Origin of the sequence: Scandinavium tedordense (assembly GCF_024764965.1) — a bacterium.
GTDB lineage: Bacteria > Pseudomonadota > Gammaproteobacteria > Enterobacterales > Enterobacteriaceae > Scandinavium > Scandinavium tedordense.
Genome location: NZ_JALIGG010000054.1, coordinates 304,571 through 323,510, shown reverse-complemented (window position 1 = coordinate 323,510; position 18,940 = coordinate 304,571). Strand labels below are relative to the sequence as shown.

Genomic DNA, 18,940 nt, shown 5'->3' with positions numbered 1-18,940 from the left:
ATTAATCGGGCTGCTCAAGTGATTTAATGTAGTCGTAGATCGCCAGCTGTGACCGGACTTTGCGGCGGTTGCCGCGGGGCACGTAACGATTACTCAGTTCTTTGTCGATAAAACGGGCTTTCACGGTATCGCTAAATTGCAGATCGACGATATCCAGTACCTGCTGTTTCAGGCGTGGATCGAGGATCGGCGTAGCGACTTCAATTCGGTAATCGATATTGCGCGTCATCCAGTCAGCGGAAGAGAGCCACACTTTTTTCGTGCCGCCATCTTCAAAAATATACAGCCGGTCGTGCTCAAGATAACGGTCAACGATGCTGATGACGTTAATATTTTCGCTAATACCTTCAAGCTGCGGAATAAGCGAACACATGCCGCGGATCAGCAGGTTCACCGGCACGCCAGAGCTGGACGCTGCGTACAGACGATCAACCAGGCCTTTGTCGACCAGGTTGTTCAACTTCAGGGTGATCCCCGATGGGCGACCATTCTGAGCGTGGGCAATTTCGTTGTCGATCATGTCATACAACAAACGTCGTGAGTTCTGCGGCGAGACCATCAGATAATCGAAATTCACCGGACGGTACGGGTTCTCAATGAAGTTAAACACCCGGCGGACTTCGTTGGTGATCCGCGCATCGGCGGTCAGCAGCGAATAGTCGGTGTAAATTCGGGCGGTTTTTTCGTTGAAGTTACCGGTGCCTATATGCGCATAGCGCACCACGTTGTCACCTTCCTTACGTGAGATAAGGAACAGTTTGGCGTGAATTTTCAGGCCTGGCGCGGAGAAGATAACGTGTACACCGGCTTCCGTCAGGCGCTTCGCCCAATGGATGTTGGCTTCTTCGTCAAAGCGCGCTTGAAGCTCAACGACGACCGTCACTTTTTTGCCGTTGTGCGCAGCGTGGATCATCGAATCAATAATGCGCGAGTCTTTCGCCACGCGGTAAATATTGATTTTGATAGCCAGCACGCTCGGGTCAAACGAGGCCTGACGCAGCAGTTCCAGCACGTGCTCAAAGGTGTGATACGGGTAATAGAGCAGGACATCGCGCTCACGAATGGCGTCGAAACCGTTACGGAATTTATCGAACCAGATATGACGCAGGCGCGGCAGCGGTTTGTTAACCAGATTGGCTTTACCGACGTTCGGGAAGCCAATGAAATCTTTAAAGTTATGGTAGCGGCCACCCGGTACGATGGAGTCATAGCGGGTGATTGCGAATTTTTTACGCAGCATCTCGACCATCGCATCAGGCATATCGCGCTGATACACAAAGCGTACCGGCTCAGCCGTCAGACGCTGTTTCAGGCTCGAGGACATCAACTCCATCAGGCTCGATTCCATCTCGTGCACCAGATCGTACTCGGCATCACGGGTCATTTTCATCGAGTAGGCATTCAGGGCGTCGTAATCGAAGAAGCCCAGGAAGATGTCGTCCAGGCAGTAGCGCAGAATGTTGTCGAGCAGGATCATCGGTTTGCGGCGACGCGGCGTTTCCGGTGGTAAATTGACGAAGCGCGGCACTTTATCAGACGGGATTTCCAGCAGGGCGTAGCTAATTTCTTCGCCGCGAATAATCTCCACCGCCAGATAGGTGTAATCGTCTTTCAGGAACTGGACTAAGTCCGTTTCGCGATTAATCAGAATCGGCGTGATGTGCTGGCGCAGGTAATGTTTGAAGTAGTGACGTAACCAGCTTTGTTGATTGACCGATAACTGACGCTCGTTAATCAGGAAAATTTGATTGCGCGCCATTTCGAGCAGCAGTTCGTTATAAAGGCTGTCAAATTCTTGGTCGGCTTTCAGCACGCGGGCCTGAATTTTCCCCAGCAGGTGGCGGGAATGGGCGGTGAGGCCTTGTTCTTCACTGATGATAATGCGGCGTTTGAGTTCGGCAAAACGTACTTTATAGAACTCATCAAGGTTATTGGAGTAGATCCCCAAAAAACGCATGCGTTCTATCAACGGGTTGCTTTTATCCGCTGCTTCCTGGAGAACGCGCTCGTTAAAGGATAACCAGCTCAGTTCTTTTTCGATATAAAGCTTATCCTGACCCATTACTACTCACACTCCGGTTGATTGACGCGGACAGCCCTCACATTATGGCGAGCTTTGACCTGTGATGTCCAACTGTGCCAGGTAAGTATGACAATAATCTGTTTGTCGTGAACCTGCGATAACGTTTTTTTATTATTCAGCGGTATGGGGGAGGGGGAAAAGCGCCTGTCGCGTTGGACAGGCGACCTGGAATTACGCTTCGGAGGCGTAGCCTTGCGCGGGAAGCTGAACACCGTCCAGCCATGCACTGTTGTCTTTCATTGCCAGACGTCCGTCGACAAACCAGCTCACCACAAGCGGATAAATAGCGTGCTCCTGGTGCTGAACGCGAGCGGTAATGTCATCTTCTGTGTCACCGATGAATACGGGCACGTTGGCCTGTAAAATCACCGGGCCACCATCGAGTTTGTCCGTCACGAAGTGCACTGAGGTGCCGTGTTCTTCGTCGCCGTTGTCCAGCACCTGACGATGGGTGTTCAGGCCGGGATATTTCGGCAGCAAGGAAGGGTGGATATTCAGCAGACGCCCCTGATAATGCGCCACGAATGCCGGACTCAGAATGCGCATGTAGCCTGCGAGCACTACCACATCAGGCGCGTAGGCATCAATTTCCTGCATCAGCTCGCGGTCAAATGCTTCGCGGTTGGGAAACTGGCTGGCGCTCAGCGCATGCGCAGGGATCGTTGCTTCACGGGCGCGCTCAAGGCCGAACGCGTCGGCCTTATTGCTGAAAACAGCCCGAAGGGTGCCATTGATTTTCTTCTGCTTGCAGGCATCGATAATCGCCTGCAAATTGCTTCCGTTGCCAGAAATCAGCACCACAATATTTTTCATTACTCGATGACCACACGCTGTTCAGAATCGGAAGCTTTGATATAGCCGATTTTCCACGCGTTTTCACCTTTCTCATTCATCAGTGCAATAGCTTTATCGGCTTCTGCGGCTGGCAGCGCAATCAACATGCCCACGCCACAGTTGAAGGTGCGATACATCTCATGTTGGCTAACGTTACCGGCGGTTTGCAGCCAGTTAAATACGGACGGCCACTGCCACGAGGATTCGTCGATCACGGCCTGAGTGTTGTCCGGCAGCACGCGTGGAATGTTCTCCCAGAAACCGCCGCCGGTCAGGTGCGCGATGGCATGCACGTCGACGCTGGCAATCAGTTCCAGAATGTTTTTCACGTAGATACGGGTTGGCGCCAGCAGGTGATCGGCCAGGGGTTTACCGTCAAGTTCCGTGGTTTCTGGATTGGTGTCGCTGACTTCAAGGATTTTACGCACCAGCGAATAACCGTTGGAGTGCGGACCGCTGGAACCGAGAGCCACCAGTACGTCGCCGTCGGCTACTTTGCTGCCGTCGATGATTTCAGATTTCTCGACCACACCTACGCAGAAACCGGCCACGTCGTAATCTTCGCCGTGATACATGCCCGGCATTTCAGCGGTTTCACCGCCCACCAGTGCACAGCCGGACTGCAGGCAGCCTTCGGCGATGCCAGTGATAACGCTTGAGGCGACGTCCACGTCCAGCTTGCCGGTCGCGTAGTAATCAAGGAAGAACAGCGGCTCAGCGCCCTGTACCACCAGGTCGTTCACGCACATTGCCACCAGGTCGATGCCGATGGTGTCGTGACGCTTAAGATCCATTGCCAGGCGCAGCTTGGTGCCGACGCCATCCGTGCCGGAAACCAGCACTGGCTCACGATATTTTTGCGGCAGTGCGCACAGTGCGCCGAATCCACCCAGGCCACCCATCACTTCCGGGCGGCGGGTTTTCTTCACCACACCTTTGATTCGGTCAACCAGAGCATTACCCGCGTCAATATCAACACCGGCATCTTTATAGCTGAGAGAGGTTTTGTCGGTCACTGCAAGTCTCCACGAATGGCGTTAGCAAATAAAATCGGCGCCATTCTAACAGTCTAAGCAAACGTTTGCGAGCCTGGGTGTGGGATATCTTTTGCTGACGTTTTTTTACATGCTTTCAGCATTCGTTCAGGCAAATTTGAACCCGTTCACGAAAATGAAACCGGGTACATTTTAATGCTTGCAGGTTATTGCCACAGCACACAATATTCCACTGAAACCGGTTTCTGAAATTGCCCTCAGGAGGAGTGACGCAGATGCATATTGCCGCGTTTGATATTGGTGGCACGGCGCTCAAAATGGGCGTGGTGACCGACGAAGGGGCCATCATTGCGAAAGGAAAAGTGGCCATCAAAGACAGCGACGGCGAGGCCATTCTGCACGGCATTCTGAGTTGGCTGGATGCACATTCGGAGTGTGAAGGCATCGCCATCAGCGCGCCTGGCTACGTCAATCCTCACACCGGTTTCATCGAAATGGGCGGGGCTATCCGCAAATTCGACCAGTTCGGCATTAAAGCCTGGCTCGAAGAACGCACCCGTCTGCCGGTCGCGATTGAAAATGACGCCAACTGCGTTCTGCTCGCCGAACGCTGGCAGGGCAAAGCGGCAGATATGAGCGACTTTCTGGTGCTGACGATTGGCACCGGCATCGGCGGTGCGATTTTCTGCAATAACCAGCTGGTACGCGGCGCGCGTTTTCGCGGCGGTGAATTTGGCTACATGTTTACCGACCGCCCCGGCAGCCGCCATCCGACGCACTACACCATGAATGCCACCTGCACGCTGCGCGTCCTGCGCAAACGCTATGCGAACCATATCGGGAAACCGCTCGATGACGTCAGTGGCGAAGAGATTTTCGATGCCTGCGATGCGGGAGACGCGGTTTGCCAGCGGCTGGTCAACGATTTTTTCAACGGCATCGCCAGCGGCCTGTACAACCTGGTCAATCTGTTCGACCCGCAAACAATTCTGCTCGGCGGCGGCATTACCGAACGCCCGGGCTTCCTGCAACAACTGAAACAGCATCTCGCCTGGTTCGGTATTGATGAATACGTCGATACCGTTAGCCACGGCAACGACGCCGGTTTACTCGGCGCGGTTTACCATTTTAATCAGCAGTCTGAATGTTAAAGAGGGAGTTGTTATGTCCGGATTTAAAAGCGATTTTCTGTGGGGCGGTGCCGTTGCGGCGCATCAGCTGGAAGGCGGCTGGAAAGAGGGCGGAAAGGGCCCGAGCGTTGCCGATGTGATGACCGCCGGGGCCCACGGCGTAGCGCGTGAAATTACTGACGGCGTGCTGCCTGGAAAAAACTACCCGAACCATGACGCGATTGATTTCTATCACCGCTATAAAGACGACATCAAACTGTTTGCCGAAATGGGCTTCAAATGTTTCCGCACCTCGATTGCCTGGACGCGTCTGTTCCCGAAAGGTGACGAGCTGGAGCCAAACGAAGCAGGTCTGAAATTCTACGACGACCTGTTCGACGAATGCCTGAAATACGGCATCGAGCCGGTGATTACGCTGTCACACTTCGAAATGCCGTATCACCTGGTGAAAGAGTACGGCGGCTGGCGTAACCGTAAAGTCATCGACTTCTTTGTGCGCTTTGCGAAAGTAGCATTCGAGCGCTATCAGCACAAAGTGAAGTACTGGATGACCTTCAACGAAATCAACAACCAGGCAAACTTCCACGAAGATTTCGCGCCGTTTACTAACTCCGGCATCAAGTACGAGGCAGGTGAGGATCGCGAGCCGATTATGTATCAGGCGGCGCACTACGAGTTGGTCGCCAGTGCACTGGCGGTGAAAGTGGCGCGTGAAATTAACCCATCGCTGCAGGTCGGTTGCATGATTGCAATGTGCCCGATTTACCCACTGACCTGCGCGCCGGACGACATGATGATGGCGATGAACGCTATGCATCGCCGTTACTGGTTCACCGATGTACACGTGCGCGGCAAATATCCGCAGCATCTGCTGAACTACTTCGAGCGTCGCGGCGTTGAGCTTGATATCACCGCAGAAGACAACGCCGCGCTGAAACAGGGCTGCGTCGATTACATCGGTTTTAGCTACTACATGTCTTTCGCCACCAAAGCGACGGCAGACAACCCACAACTCGACTACGACGAAACAACCAGTCTGGTTTCCAACCCGTACGTGAAAAAATCCGACTGGGGTTGGCAGATTGACCCGGTTGGCCTGCGTTATTCACTGAACTGGTTCTGGGATCACTATCAGCTTCCGCTGTTCATTGTGGAAAACGGCTTCGGCGCCATCGACGTGCGTGAAAACGACGGCAGCGTAAACGATCAGTACCGCATTGATTATCTCTCCGCCCACATCGCCGAAATGAAAAAGGCGGTGGTGGAAGATGGCGTGGACCTGATGGGCTACACCCCATGGGGCTGTATTGACCTCGTGTCTGCCGGAACCGGCGAGATGAAAAAACGCTACGGTTTTATCTATGTCGATAAAGATAATGAAGGCAAAGGCACCCTGGAACGTAGCCGCAAAAAATCTTTTGCGTGGTATCAAAAGGTTATCAGCAGCAACGGCGAATCGCTCTAATATTGCGCGATCGATTCACTGAAAGATAAAACCTCGCTTCGGCGGGGTTTATTTTTATCCTTACTTTATAATGAGTAACAATGTGTTAATCACTTTGCTTGATCCCCGTCAAAGAGAACAGGTATGGCGCAGCCAGGAAAAAGCGGTATAATCCGGCGATTTTTTTGTGGTTGCCCCTCAGAGGAGAAAGAGAATGAAGATTGTGGAAGTGAAACACCCGCTCGTAAAACACAAGCTGGGCCTGATGCGTGAGCATGACATCAGCACCAAACGCTTCCGTGAACTCGCCTCAGAAGTGGGCAGCTTGCTGACTTATGAAGCAACGTCTGACCTGGAAACTGAAACTGTCACCATCGAAGGCTGGAATGGCCCGGTGCAGGTCGAGCAGATTAAAGGCAAGAAAATTACCGTTGTGCCAATCCTGCGTGCAGGCCTGGGCATGATGGAAGGCGTGCTGGAGCACGTTCCGAGCGCGCGTATCAGCGTGGTCGGCATCTACCGTAATGAAGAAACCCTCGAGCCAGTACCGTACTTCCAGAAGCTGGTGTCAAACATCGACGAGCGTATGGCGCTGGTAGTTGACCCAATGCTGGCAACCGGCGGTTCAATGATTGCCACTATTGACCTGCTGAAAAACGCAGGCTGTACCAGCATTAAGGTGCTGGTTCTGGTTGCCGCTCCGGAAGGTATCGCAGCGCTGGAGAAAGCGCACCCGGATGTAGAACTCTACACCGCATCCATTGACCAGGGCCTGAACGAACACGGATACATTATTCCGGGCCTCGGCGATGCCGGTGATAAGATTTTTGGTACCAAATAAGAGATTCATTAAAAATAGCCGACTTTGAGAGTCGGCTTTTTTTTGACTAAAACACACCAATACAAACAACAACACTCAGACAGAGGATAAGACTATGACGCGCCGCGCTATCGGGGTAAGTGAAAGACCGCCACTTTTGCAGACCATCCCGCTTAGTTTGCAGCATCTGTTCGCCATGTTTGGCGCAACGGTGCTGGTACCTTTCCTGTTCCACATCAACCCGGCAACGGTTCTGCTGTTCAACGGTATCGGCACGCTGATGTATCTGTTCATCTGCAAGGGCAAAATCCCAGCCTATCTCGGTTCAAGCTTTGCATTTATTTCCCCGGTGCTGCTGCTGTTACCGCTGGGTTATGAAGTGGCGCTCGGCGGCTTCATTATGTGCGGCGTGCTGTTCTGCCTGGTGTCGTTCATTGTCAAAAAAGCGGGCACCGGCTGGCTGGATGTGATGTTCCCTCCGGCGGCAATGGGCGCGATTGTCGCGGTAATCGGCCTGGAGCTGGCGCATGTGGCAGCTGACATGGCTGGCCTGCTGCCAGCAGCGGGTACGGCGCCAAATACCACCAGCATCATGATTTCGCTGATAACGCTGGGCGTAACGGTGTTCAGCTCCGTGCTGTTCCGTGGTTTCCTGGCAATCATCCCAATCCTGATTGGCGTGCTGACCGGCTACGCGCTGTCGTTTGCGGTCGGTATCGTAGACACTTCCGCTATTGCACAAGCTCCGTGGTTTGCGTTGCCAACCTTCTACACTCCGCGCTTTGAATGGTTTGCTATCTTCACCATTCTGCCTGCCGCTCTGGTGGTTATCGCCGAGCATATTGGACACTTGGTGGTGACGGCGAACATCGTCAAAAAAGATCTGATCCGCGATCCGGGTCTGCATCGTTCGATGTTTGCCAACGGCCTGTCGACCATCATTTCCGGTTTCTTTGGTTCGACGCCAAATACCACTTACGGTGAAAACATTGGCGTTATGGCCATCACCCGCGTGTACAGCACCTGGGTTATTGGCGGCGCGGCGATCATCGCCATCCTGCTTTCCTGCGTCGGTAAGCTGGCGGCAGCGATTCAAATCATTCCGGTCCCGGTTATCGGTGGTGTGTCATTGCTGCTGTACGGGGTGATTGGCGCGTCCGGTATTCGCGTTCTGATTGAATCAAAAGTCGATTACAACAAAACGCAAAACCTGATCCTGACCGCCGTTATTCTGATCATCGGCGTCAGCGGCGCTACCGTACACATTGGTGCGGCTGAGCTGAAAGGCATGGCGCTGGCAACCATCGTTGGCGTGGCTCTGAGCCTCATCTTCAAGCTGATCAGCGTCCTGCGCCCGGAAGAAGTGGTGCTTGATCCGGCCGACAGTGATAAAACAGCGTAATGATCGACCAACCGGGCGAGGCTTCCCGCCCGGTTCTCTCCTGCGCGCCTTTTGTGTTACACTCACTGCGATTTTAGAAGTTCCATGTTGAGGTCACTCTGAACGCTCCGGCTCAGCTCTCTTTGCCACTCTATCTCCCCGACGACGAAACCTTTGCGAGTTTCTGGGCGGGCGATAACTCTTCTTTACTTGCCGCAGTGCAAACCATGCTGCGTCAGGATCACAGCGGATACATTTACGTCTGGTCGCGCGAAGGTGCTGGCCGCAGCCATTTGCTGCATGCAGCATGCGCTGAACTGTCGCAGCGTGGTGATGCTGTTGGCTATGTCCCGTTGGATAAACGTACCTGGTTCGTTCCTGAAGTGCTGGAAGGTATGGAGCATCTGGCGCTGGTATGCATCGATAATATCGAATGCGTGGCGGGTGATGAGCTGTGGGAAATGGCGATTTTTAACCTCTATAATCGGATTCAGGAGTCGGGTAAAACGCGCCTGTTGATCACCGGCGATCGTCCACCCCGCCAGCTGAATGTAGCGTTGCCCGATCTCGCCTCGCGTCTCGACTGGGGACAAATTTACAAGCTGCAACCGCTGTCCGATGAAGACAAACTTCAGGCGTTACAGCTGCGTGCGAAAATGCGTGGGTTTGAGATGCCAGAAGATGTCTGTCGCTTCCTGATGAAGCGCCTCGATCGCGAAACCCGCACCCTGTTTATGACGCTCGATCAGCTCGATCGTGCGTCGATTACCGCTCAACGCAAACTGACCATCCCGTTTGTGAAAGAGATCCTGAAACTGTAGGCCGGATACGCATCGCGCCATCCGGCATTACTGCCGGGGGCAACCCAAAATACAGACGATCATTTCCGCAGGCCCGGTCAGCGCAGCACCACCGGGCACGGCATCATTGCAAATCATCCAATAGATGCTGTATCAACAACGCAATCGGCCGCCCCGACGCCACGCTTTTACCACTCTCACGCCACAAGGCCGTACCGCTGACATCCAGATGCGCCCACGGAATTTCCGGCGGGCAGAAATGATGTAGCAACCATGCGGCCGACGCGCTGATCGCCGCATTATTCGTCGGCGTATTACACAGATCGGCAATCGCGCTTTCAGTCTGTTTTTTCATTCGTCCGTCGAGGGGAAGCGACCACACCTCGTCGCCACTTTTCTTCCCGGCCTGAACCAGTTGCTCGCGCAACATCTCGTTTTGCGTCATTAATCCGTTCAGCTCATAGCCCAGCGCTTTCACCACTGCACCGGTCAGCGTCGCCATATCAATAATAAAATGCGTCTGCGGATGGCGCTGGCTGGCCCAGGCAATAGCGTCAGCCAGCACCAGACGGCCTTCGGCGTCGGTGTTATTGATTTCCACTGTCATCCCGTTACAGGCGCGCGCTACGCTGCCGGGCTGCATCGCGTCCGGGCCGATGGCATTTTCGGCCAGCGCCAGTACGCCCATCACTCGCACCGGTAGCGCCAGTTCCGCGATACTCAGCATCAGGCCGAGCACGTTTGCCGCGCCGCACATGTCGTATTTCATGGTGTACATGCCCGCGCCTTCTTTCAGCCACAAGCCACCGGTATCAAACGTAATACCTTTCCCGACGTAGCTGCGCACCGGACCGTCTTTCGCCCCATCATAATGAATCGCCAGCAGGCGGGGAGGGCGAGTTGAACCTTTCCCGACGGCATGCAGCAAACCCAGGCCTTGCGCCTGAATGGCGTGTTCGTCCAGCACTTCACAATACAGCGCAGGAAAATGAGCGCACAGGCGCTGAGCTTCCTGCACCACAAACTGCGGGGTACAGGTTTCCGAAGGGAGATCCGCCAGGCGACGCGCCGCCAGCATCCCGTTGGCGACCGCGTGCTGCTGACAAAATGCCGCATGCAGCGATTCTTGCTGCGATGACAGACAGAACCCGGTCAGGCATTTAATCCGCACGCGCACCGTTGTGCCGCTTTTCAGGCCGAGATCGTTCAAGCTGTGATCGAGATTGAAAACCCAACGCAGAACAGGATCACGCACGCAGCTTTCAGTGAGCAAGGTGCAATCCAGCACTACGTTTTCGCTGATGGGCTTTTTGAATAACGGACGCAGAGAGGTAAGCAGTTCTTCGGTCAGTGTGTCCTGCCAGGCGGCGTCAGGAATTATCGTGATGCGGGCAAATGGCGCACAGCCAAATTGACTGTCTGCCAGCTGACCCTTGCGGGCCTGCGCAACCATTTCCGCCAGCAGCGGAATGTTGAACGCTTCCAGCAGCGGGCTGTCAGGCGAGGTAATCAAATGGCAGCCGTGCGGTACGGCTGAAGGTTCGGTGACTAAATGAAATTCCATGATTTACTCCTCAATCGGGGCGCGAATACGCGTGGCGTAAGCCTGCATCCATTCGTCATCCACCGGCTGGTAATGGGTTTTCTCCTGACGGCGTTCGGCGCGATAAACGGTCAGCGGCTGATTTTCCGTGGCGACCACAAACGAAAATGTTTTGATATTGGTGGCAGCGCCAAACTCGCCGCGGCGGTTCATACATACCACCGACAGGTCACCCGCGCGGCCAAACCGCGACATCAGCTTGTCTTCCAGCTCAAACACCACCGAATCCGCAGCGTCCTGCGGTGACATACCGCCCGCCATCCGACGCACGATTTCATAACTGGTGCAGCCTTTCATCAGATCTTCGCCAACGCCGGTAGCCGTTGCCGCGCCTGTTTCACTGTCGCAGTAAAACCCGGAGCCCATGATCGGCGAATCGCCAATGCGCCCGCGTTTTTTCATAAACAGGCCGCTGGTGGAAGTGGCGACGCTCATCGACCCTTGCTGATCGAGCCCGATAATGCCGACTGTGTCGTGCCCATCATATGGGCTGAGGCCTTTATCGAGCGTTTCGCGACAGCGCTTGCGATAGTGTTGCATTGCGCGATCGGTCAGCATGGTTTTCTCGGCAAAGCCCTGTTCCAGAGCCCATTCGCGTGCGCCCTGACCGACCAGCAGCGAGTTATAGCGCTGACGGCTGAGCGCCTGCGCCACGCGAACCGGATTGGCGATATCAATCAGATTGCCGACTGCACCAAACGCCAGGGTGTCGCCGTCCATAAAGGCAGCGTCCAGTTCAACCTCGCCGTTTTCGGTCGGAAGCCCGCCGTAGCCGACGGATTTGTAGAGCGGAAAGTCTTCGACGGCAACAACGGCATCCACTACGGCGGTGGAAGCGGCTCTGCCTGCGGCCAGCGCCGACACTGATTCAGTCACACCTTCCAGCGCCATTCGCCAGGTTGCAATAATTCCCCACATCGTTACGACTCCTGTTTTGCCATCTGGCGAGTTTCATTTTCAGTCAAAATTTCTGCGGCCCGATACTGCTTATCGAGAATGCGCATAAACGGCAGGTAAAGCATCGCGCCAATCAGCAGATTCAATATTTGCATCACGCTGCCGGAAAGGTGTCCGGTGACGATAAATCCGCTCAGCACTGGTGGCAGCGTCCACGGAATGAACACCCCGGTGGTGACCGCCACTGCGCCGATTTTCATCGCCACGTACTGGATGGTGACCAGCACCAGCGGCACGAGGTTGAATGGGATGAGCATGATCGGGTTCATGATGACCGGCAGACCGAACAGCACCGGTTCATTGATGTTGAATATCGACGCACCTGCGCCGAGGCGGGCCACTTCGCGCATGTTTTTACTGCGTGCGAAAATCAGCATTGCAATCACCAGTGACAGCGTGGCACCCGCCCCGCCCATCCAGATCATGTCGAAGAACTGCTCGGTAATAATGTGCGGTGGCGTCACGCCTGCCTGAATGGCGGCGATGTTGTCAGTCTGATTTTCCATCCACAGCGGACGAATAATGCCATTGATCATCGAACCGGAGTTAATGCCCACGGACCACAAAATGGTGATGCTAAATACGGTCATCAGCGCACCGAAATACGAGGTGCCGTAGTGGCGGACCGGGGTGGCGACCACTTCATAAATGAACTGATGAATGGTGTTGTAGTGGGTGTTTTCAAAGCCGATGCGAATGATCAGCACCAGGATCATCACCAGCAGTGCCGGGATCAACGCCGCGAACGATTCCTGCACCGCAGGCGGCACGCCATCGGGCATTTTGATCACCAGCTTTTTACGCTTCAGCCAGCAGAACAGCTCAGTCCACAGCAGTGAACCGATCATTGCCACGAACAGACCTTTGCTGCCGATCCACTCCACTGGCATGACGGTGATACCGCCGTTTTCCGCGACTTTAATAAACGGGGTCAGGATAAGGAAACTCACCAGCGCCAGAATGCCGCACGACACGCGGTCTTCGTTGTAATGTTCCGCAAGGCGATAGGCCACCAGGAAACTGATAAATAGCGACATGGTGGAGAACACTGCATTAAACGGGATCTCGACAATGCTGCTCCAGCTCTCACTAAAGGTGTGAGACATAAACTGTTGGTAGCTCTGATTGGGGAACGACGAAATCACCAGCAGGATCGACCCGACAATGATAAACGGCATGAATGAAACATAGGCGCCGCGAATGGCGCACAGATGGCGTTGCTGTGCGGCTTTCGCCGCCAACGGCATCAGTTTGGCTTCTAAAAATCCCAGAACATTGTTCATTGTGAGCTCCGCACGAGACTGACTGTTTGTTTGTGTGTTATGTATGCGGATTATCAGTGAAAGGCGGGCGGTGAAAGGTGAATTCGGTCACAATGCCAGCGCGTGACTGATATAAATCTCATGTGATTGGTTATAACAGGTCATCAGGAATTGACGATGGAAATAAAGCTGCATGCTAATGCCACTACCACGCCACGCGTGCGCCGTTACCTTCAGCAATCTGATAAAAGCGACCGTGAGCTGGCGAAAGAGCTAGGGATTTCAGTTACCACCGTCCGGCGCTGGCGCAATCGCGAGCAAACGAGCGACCGGCACACCACGCCGCATGTGGTACACAAAGTAATGAGATCTGAACAGATAAATCTGGTGAACGCACTGCGAGATACCCTGCATGCGCCGCTTGATGAGCTGTTGTTTATGGTTAATGCAGGCTTGGGTATTACGATTTCTCGCGCCACGTTGAACCGCTATTTGCGGCCAGCACATCAGCGGGAGAAGGCCACACCACAGGGGAAAAAAGCGCTGAGGGCGGGTGCGGTGCCAAATATGCTAACGCTTCATTATCGGCGGCTGTCGATGACCATGGACGATGGTGGCGATCACCATTTGCTGTGGGCGAGTGAACCGCTGAGCGGCTGGTGCCATGCCCGGGTATATTCCGGCATCTCGTTACCGCTGGTTGAAAACTGGCTACAGGAAACGCTGGCGTGCTGTCCGGCTGATATTCAATGTCTTAAGACTGAGTTGGTTAAATGGCTTGAGGTTGAGGCGCCTGGAATGAAGGTTTCCCGTCTGCCACAGGCCGTAGCGAGCACGATTACCTTTACGGAAGCCCTGCGAACGCTGGTTCCAGCTGCGACGGAACCGGATGCTCTGGTGCAGCAGTTGAGTGTTTTATGGAATACCGGGAAAACGCAGAAGAAATTGGGAGAGAGTACGCCGCAGGGTTTTTTAGAAGCTTACGCTGCGGCATCAAAACCTAGATGATTTCCAGCACCTGTTCTGGTGGACGACCAATTCGCGCCTGACCGTTTTTCACTACGATTGGGCGTTCAATCAGCTTCGGATGGGCAATCATCGCTTCAATCAGTGCGTTTTCACTGAGTGCGCTGTCTGCCAGGTTCAGTTCTTTATATAAGTCTTCTTTCTGACGCATCAGCTCACGGGCGCTGGTCATGCTGAGCATTTTTAGCAGGTTTTTCAGCGTCGCTGCATCTGGCGGCGTGTCGAGATACAGCACCACCTCCGGATCCACGCCGTTATCTTTCAACAGCGCTAAGGTTTCGCGGCTCTTGGAACAGCGTGGGTTGTGGTAAATCTGGACCGCTTGAGTCATCGGGTGTCCTTACATTTTTGAATAGGGTTTAAACGTTTCCTGCATCTGACGGAATTGGTCGATGCGAGCGTCATAACGTGCCTGCTGCAGGCTACCGAGTTTGACCTGGGCGCTGGCGCTGCTGAGCAGGGAAATCGACTGATCAAGTCGACCGACCAGCGCCATGCCTTCTGCCCGCGCCGCCAGTTCCTGATCGCGATTGCCGAGTTTGCCTTCTGCCTGCGCCAGTAAATCCCAGCCGTTAACATCGTCTTTATAGGCAAAGGTGTAGCGATTGAGCAGCGTGGCCGCTTCCTCCGGGTTTCCGGACTGGAGCAAGGCGTTAGCCAGGTTCAACTGAAGCACCGGGCTGTTGCGTAAATCTTTCGCCGCTTTCAGGCGGTTAACCGCTTCTGCATTTTTGTTCTGGCCCAGCGAAATGTCCGTTGCGAGATCGAGATACCAGACATTCTGTGGGTTGCTGGTCAACAGCGATTGCAATTGCTTGCTGGCCTCAGCATAGTTATTGGCCTCCATCGCCTGAAGGGCGCGGCCATACTGCGCGGCGTGCTGCTCACGAATATTGCCTTTGGACCAGCTGTCGAGCAGGTCGCTGCTGAGTTGGTTTTGACCGTTGTTATACATGCCAAGTGTACGCGCTTTCGCCATGTAGAAATCTTCTGAAGACTGCACCACCACCGGACGCATCTGGTTGGCGCGGTTACGAGCATCCGCCAGACGGCTTTCCGGCAGGGGGTGCGTCAGCAGCATTTCGGGTGGTCTGGAAGAGTAGCGAGACTGATCCATCAGCTTGTCCATAAACTGCGGCATGGCCTGAGGATCGAAGCCGGACCGCTGCAACACCTGGATACCGATGCGATCGGCTTCTTCTTCGTTCTGGCGGGTGAAGCTTATTAGCCCCTGCTGCGTGCCCGCCAGCGTACCGGTGAGCGCCGCCATACCGGCCTGCGGGCTGGCCATCGCCAGCAGAATCGACCCCAGTGCGCCTACCCAGGTCAGCGGCGCGTTACGCTTCTGGTCTTCCATAGCGCGGGCCAGGTGACGTTGAGTCACGTGCGAAATTTCGTGCGCCATAACAGATGCCAGCTGGCTTTCGGTGTCGGCATAGCGGAACAGCGCCGAGTGCAGGACCACGTTTCCGCCGAAGAAGGCGAAGGCGTTCAGCTCGTCGTTGTTAATTAAGAAGAAGTGGAACGGTGTCCGCACCGAGTTGGCATGAGAAACCAGGCGCATCCCGAGGCCGTTAATATACTGAACCAGCAGCGGATCGTTAATCAGCGGCGCACTGCCGCGCAGCTGGCGTACGTAAAAGTCGCCCATCTGCATCTCTTGTCCGATGGAGAGCGTGCTTCCTGCGGTGGTGCCCATATCCGGCAGTGAATCTGCGGAGTCCGCAAAGGCAGGCAAGGCCTGGCTCAGGGTCAACGACGCGATGAGAGTCGCAACCAGCGTTTTTTTTAACTGCCTGAACATAACTCGGTCCTGTATGTAGGGTGTGCCAGTTTGACCGACAACGCGGCGTAACGTTCCACTGTCGGCTGCCATCGCAGTTTAGCTGGCTGTGCGACGCCTGAATATACCCTTGCGTGACTTTTGCTACTGGGTGCGGTGCCGCGCAAAAAGCACAGGCAATTTTGTGACATTTCGATACAATTCACGCGGGCCTTTTGCCCGCCATTCAGGGAACAGTGTCGTTATGCTCGAAATGTTAATGCAGTGGTATCGTCGTCGTTTCAGCGACCCGGAAGCGATAGCGCTGCTGGTCATTCTGCTTGCCGGATTCGGCATTCTCTTTTTCTTCAGTGGGCTGCTGGCACCTTTATTGGTCGCCATTGTGCTCGCGTATTTGCTCGAATGGCCGACCGTTCGCCTGGAGCGCATTGGCTGTTCGCGACGTTGGGCAACCTCGATTGTGCTGGTGATGTTTGTCGGCGTTGTGCTGCTGATGGCCTTTGTGGTGATGCCGGTCGCCTGGCAGCAGGGCATTAATTTAATCCGCGATATGCCGGGGATGCTCAATAAGCTTTCTGATTACGCCGCCACGCTGCCGCGGCGTTATCCGGCACTGATGGATGCCGGAATTATTGATGCGATGGCAGAAAACATCCGCAGCCGGATGCTGACGATGGGCGATTCGGTCGTGAAATACTCCCTCGCTTCGCTGGTGGGCTTGCTGACGCTGGCCGTTTATCTGGTGCTGGTGCCGCTGATGGTGTTCTTCCTCGTGAAGGATAAAGAGCAAATGCTCAACGCCGTTCGCCGTGTGCTGCCACGCAATCGCGGGCTGGCAGGCCAGGTGTGGAAGGAGATGAATCAGCAAATCACCAACTACATTCGTGGCAAAGTGCTGGAGATGATTGTTGTCGGCGTCGCCACCTGGATTGGCTTCCTGCTTTTCGGGCTGAACTATTCACTGCTGCTGGCGGTGCTGGTTGGCGTATCGGTGCTGATCCCGTATATCGGCGCGTTTGTGGTAACCATTCCGGTGGTCGGCGTGGCGCTATTCCAGTTTGGGCTGGGTACCGAATTCTGGAGCCTGTTTGCGGTGTACCTGATTATTCAGGGCCTCGACGGCAACCTGCTGGTGCCGGTACTGTTCTCCGAAGCGGTGAATCTGCATCCGTTGGTGATCATCCTGTCCGTCGTCATTTTCGGCGGTTTATGGGGATTCTGGGGCGTGTTCTTCGCCATTCCGCTGGCGACGCTTATCAAAGCGGTGGTACATGCCTGGCCGGACAGTCCGGCTGTCGCTGAGAACATGGATTAAACATTTAAGTGCAAAGCGTGAACGCCGTCATAGCGTCGCGCTTTGCCTTCTTCTCTGCATTTTTCCCCGTAAGACTCCCCTAAGCTGCCAGAATCTCTCTCTTTTTTACGCCGCGACTTTCTGTTCCTGAATTTTCTTTGTCAAATTCACCAAAAATGGCGGCATCTCTAGCTCTTTTTTTGTGTTTTCATCCTGGGCGTCAGGTAGACGAATTCGCTTATAAGAGGCAGCATTAACGCCATCAGGGAGCAGATCAGGACAATGATGAGACGCAATTATTTAAAGGACTATACCGCGCAACAGATAGTGCAGCGTGCGATGAGTATCATTCCTTACTCGGTTAATGTGATGGATGAGCACGGGGTAATTATCGCTTCGGGCGAGCCTGCGCGGATCCAGCAGCGCCACGAAGGTGCGATTCTGGCGCTGAAAGAGAATCGAGTTGTGGAGATTGATTCCGCTACCGCCAATCAGCTCAAGGGCGTGAGGCCAGGAATTAATCTCCCCATTTCGTTCAACGGGCAGCTGATTGGCGTGCTCGGTATCACTGGCGAGCCGAATAAGGTCCGGGCCTACGCGGAACTGGTGAAGATGGCCTCGGAGTTGATCATCGAACACATGGCGCTTATCGAGCAGAAACAGTGGGATAAACGCTACCGTGAAGAACTGATTAACAAGCTGATTCAATATGAAAACACACCCGATTCACTGCATTCGATGGCGTCGTATCTCGGTATCGATCTGGCGTTGCCCCGAGTGGTGATGGTGATTGAGCTACGTCAGCCCGATCGCGAAGCGCTACGTAATCTGATGGATTATTTCGACAACCGCGCCCGCGATCATCTGGTGACGTTCAGCGATTTCAACGAGTTGATTATCATCAAACCAATTGTGCTGAAGGGCGGGGAATGGGACGTGCGCCAGGAGATGAGCGCATTGCAGAGCTTTAAATCCTGGGCGACGTCATCTGGTTTTACCCGCATTATCATCGGCGGTTATTTTCCCGGGGAAACGGGGTTACATCGTTCGCTGCAATCGGCCCGGGCGACTCAGGCGCTGGTGAAGCGACAGAAGCTAAAAAGCCAGTATGTTTTCTATCACGATTACGCACTGCCTGCGCTGCTGGGCGGCGTATCGGAGATCTGGCAGGTGCAGGAACTGTCGCGCCTGTGGCTGCATCTGGTTGAAAACGATGCCAAAGGCGTTTTGCAGCACACCCTGCGCACATGGTTTGAACAGAATTGTGACCTTACTCAAACCGCCAATACCCTGCATATTCACGTCAATACGCTGCGCTATCGCCTTCAACGTTGTGAGGATATTACTCAGATAAAAATCAATGAGTTGAAAAATATGCTCTGGTTGTATATCGGCATGGAGCTACAGCGTGAATCTGTCGGTTCCCACAATTTAACCCCCTCGGTAGTGGCGAAAGTTCGTTAGAACCTCCAGGCCAAACGGCGACGTAATTTTCCATACTGCGTCGTCACTTAATGGAGGCGCAACG

Annotated in this window: 16 protein-coding genes; 8 read left to right on the top strand and 8 right to left on the bottom strand. The window is 54.3% G+C overall.

Annotated elements, in window-relative coordinates:
* Position 1: 1 nt before the first annotated feature.
* The 3 genes from ppk1 to purM all read right to left on the bottom strand — a co-directional run bounded on the left by ppk1 (position 2) and on the right by purM (position 3,933).
* A complete protein-coding gene (gene ppk1, locus MUU46_RS10505; RefSeq protein ID WP_159760671.1) occupies positions 2 to 2,062 on the bottom strand; it encodes a polyphosphate kinase 1 in 2,061 nt (686 codons plus the stop codon).
* 192 nt (positions 2,063 to 2,254) lie between these two features.
* Positions 2,255 to 2,896: a phosphoribosylglycinamide formyltransferase gene (gene purN, locus MUU46_RS10500; RefSeq protein WP_159760669.1), complete on the bottom strand. Its 642-nt coding sequence runs from the start codon at positions 2,894 to 2,896 to the stop codon at positions 2,255 to 2,257.
* Positions 2,896 to 3,933, bottom strand: a complete 1,038-nt coding sequence (purM, locus tag MUU46_RS10495) for a phosphoribosylformylglycinamidine cyclo-ligase (RefSeq protein WP_159760667.1) — start codon at positions 3,931 to 3,933, stop codon at positions 2,896 to 2,898. Before purM ends, purN begins: the two co-directional genes overlap by 1 nt.
* Before the next feature lie 254 nt (positions 3,934 to 4,187).
* Between purM and bglK the strand changes: the two genes are divergently transcribed.
* The 5 genes from bglK to MUU46_RS10470 all read left to right on the top strand — a co-directional run bounded on the left by bglK (position 4,188) and on the right by MUU46_RS10470 (position 9,508).
* On the top strand, positions 4,188 to 5,063 hold the full coding sequence (gene bglK, locus MUU46_RS10490) for a beta-glucoside kinase BglK (RefSeq protein ID WP_258965545.1): 876 nt from the start codon (positions 4,188 to 4,190) through the stop codon (positions 5,061 to 5,063).
* A 13-nt stretch (positions 5,064 to 5,076) separates the two neighbouring features.
* On the top strand, positions 5,077 to 6,507 hold the full coding sequence (locus MUU46_RS10485; RefSeq protein WP_258965487.1) for a 6-phospho-beta-glucosidase: 1,431 nt from the start codon (positions 5,077 to 5,079) through the stop codon (positions 6,505 to 6,507).
* 193 nt (positions 6,508 to 6,700) lie between these two features.
* Positions 6,701 to 7,327: a uracil phosphoribosyltransferase gene (upp, locus tag MUU46_RS10480; protein ID WP_159760663.1), complete on the top strand. Its 627-nt coding sequence runs from the start codon at positions 6,701 to 6,703 to the stop codon at positions 7,325 to 7,327.
* 94 nt (positions 7,328 to 7,421) lie between these two features.
* Entirely contained in the window at positions 7,422 to 8,708 is a 1,287-nt protein-coding gene (gene uraA / locus MUU46_RS10475) for a uracil permease (protein ID WP_258965486.1), read from the top strand.
* A 98-nt stretch (positions 8,709 to 8,806) separates the two neighbouring features.
* A complete protein-coding gene (locus MUU46_RS10470) occupies positions 8,807 to 9,508 on the top strand; it encodes a DnaA inactivator Hda (protein WP_159760857.1) in 702 nt (233 codons plus the stop codon).
* A gap of 103 nt (positions 9,509 to 9,611) precedes the next feature.
* Here the strand turns inward: MUU46_RS10470 and MUU46_RS10465 are convergent, their stop codons facing one another.
* The 3 genes from MUU46_RS10465 to celB are packed head-to-tail and all read right to left on the bottom strand — an operon-like array spanning position 9,612 to position 13,330.
* Positions 9,612 to 11,054, bottom strand: a complete 1,443-nt coding sequence (locus MUU46_RS10465; RefSeq protein ID WP_258965544.1) for a leucyl aminopeptidase family protein — start codon at positions 11,052 to 11,054, stop codon at positions 9,612 to 9,614.
* On the bottom strand, positions 11,055 to 12,008 hold the full coding sequence (locus MUU46_RS10460) for a glycosylasparaginase (RefSeq protein ID WP_258965485.1): 954 nt from the start codon (positions 12,006 to 12,008) through the stop codon (positions 11,055 to 11,057). It lies immediately after the preceding gene.
* Positions 12,009 to 12,010: 2 nt separating this feature from the next.
* The gene (celB, locus tag MUU46_RS10455; protein ID WP_159760655.1) at positions 12,011 to 13,330 is read right to left on the bottom strand and encodes a PTS cellobiose transporter subunit IIC; all 1,320 of its coding nucleotides are present in this window, start codon (positions 13,328 to 13,330) and stop codon (positions 12,011 to 12,013) included.
* 156 nt (positions 13,331 to 13,486) lie between these two features.
* On the opposite strand from celB, the gene MUU46_RS10450 reads away from it, so the two are divergent.
* A complete protein-coding gene (locus MUU46_RS10450; RefSeq protein ID WP_258965484.1) occupies positions 13,487 to 14,317 on the top strand; it encodes a helix-turn-helix domain-containing protein in 831 nt (276 codons plus the stop codon).
* On the opposite strand, the gene arsC is transcribed toward MUU46_RS10450, so the two are convergent.
* Positions 14,310 to 14,666: an arsenate reductase (glutaredoxin) gene (arsC, locus tag MUU46_RS10445; protein WP_159760651.1), complete on the bottom strand. Its 357-nt coding sequence runs from the start codon at positions 14,664 to 14,666 to the stop codon at positions 14,310 to 14,312. The genes MUU46_RS10450 and arsC overlap by 8 nt on opposite strands.
* Positions 14,667 to 14,675: 9 nt before the next feature.
* A complete protein-coding gene (gene bepA / locus MUU46_RS10440; RefSeq protein WP_258965483.1) occupies positions 14,676 to 16,139 on the bottom strand; it encodes a beta-barrel assembly-enhancing protease in 1,464 nt (487 codons plus the stop codon).
* Positions 16,140 to 16,362: 223 nt separating this feature from the next.
* On the opposite strand from bepA, the gene MUU46_RS10435 reads away from it, so the two are divergent.
* Together MUU46_RS10435 and MUU46_RS10430 are read left to right on the top strand one after the other, a co-directional pair.
* A complete protein-coding gene (locus tag MUU46_RS10435; protein ID WP_159760647.1) occupies positions 16,363 to 17,433 on the top strand; it encodes an AI-2E family transporter in 1,071 nt (356 codons plus the stop codon).
* A 261-nt stretch (positions 17,434 to 17,694) separates the two neighbouring features.
* Entirely contained in the window at positions 17,695 to 18,876 is a 1,182-nt protein-coding gene (locus MUU46_RS10430; protein ID WP_159760645.1) for a sugar diacid recognition domain-containing protein, read from the top strand.
* Positions 18,877 to 18,940 lie beyond the last annotated feature (64 nt).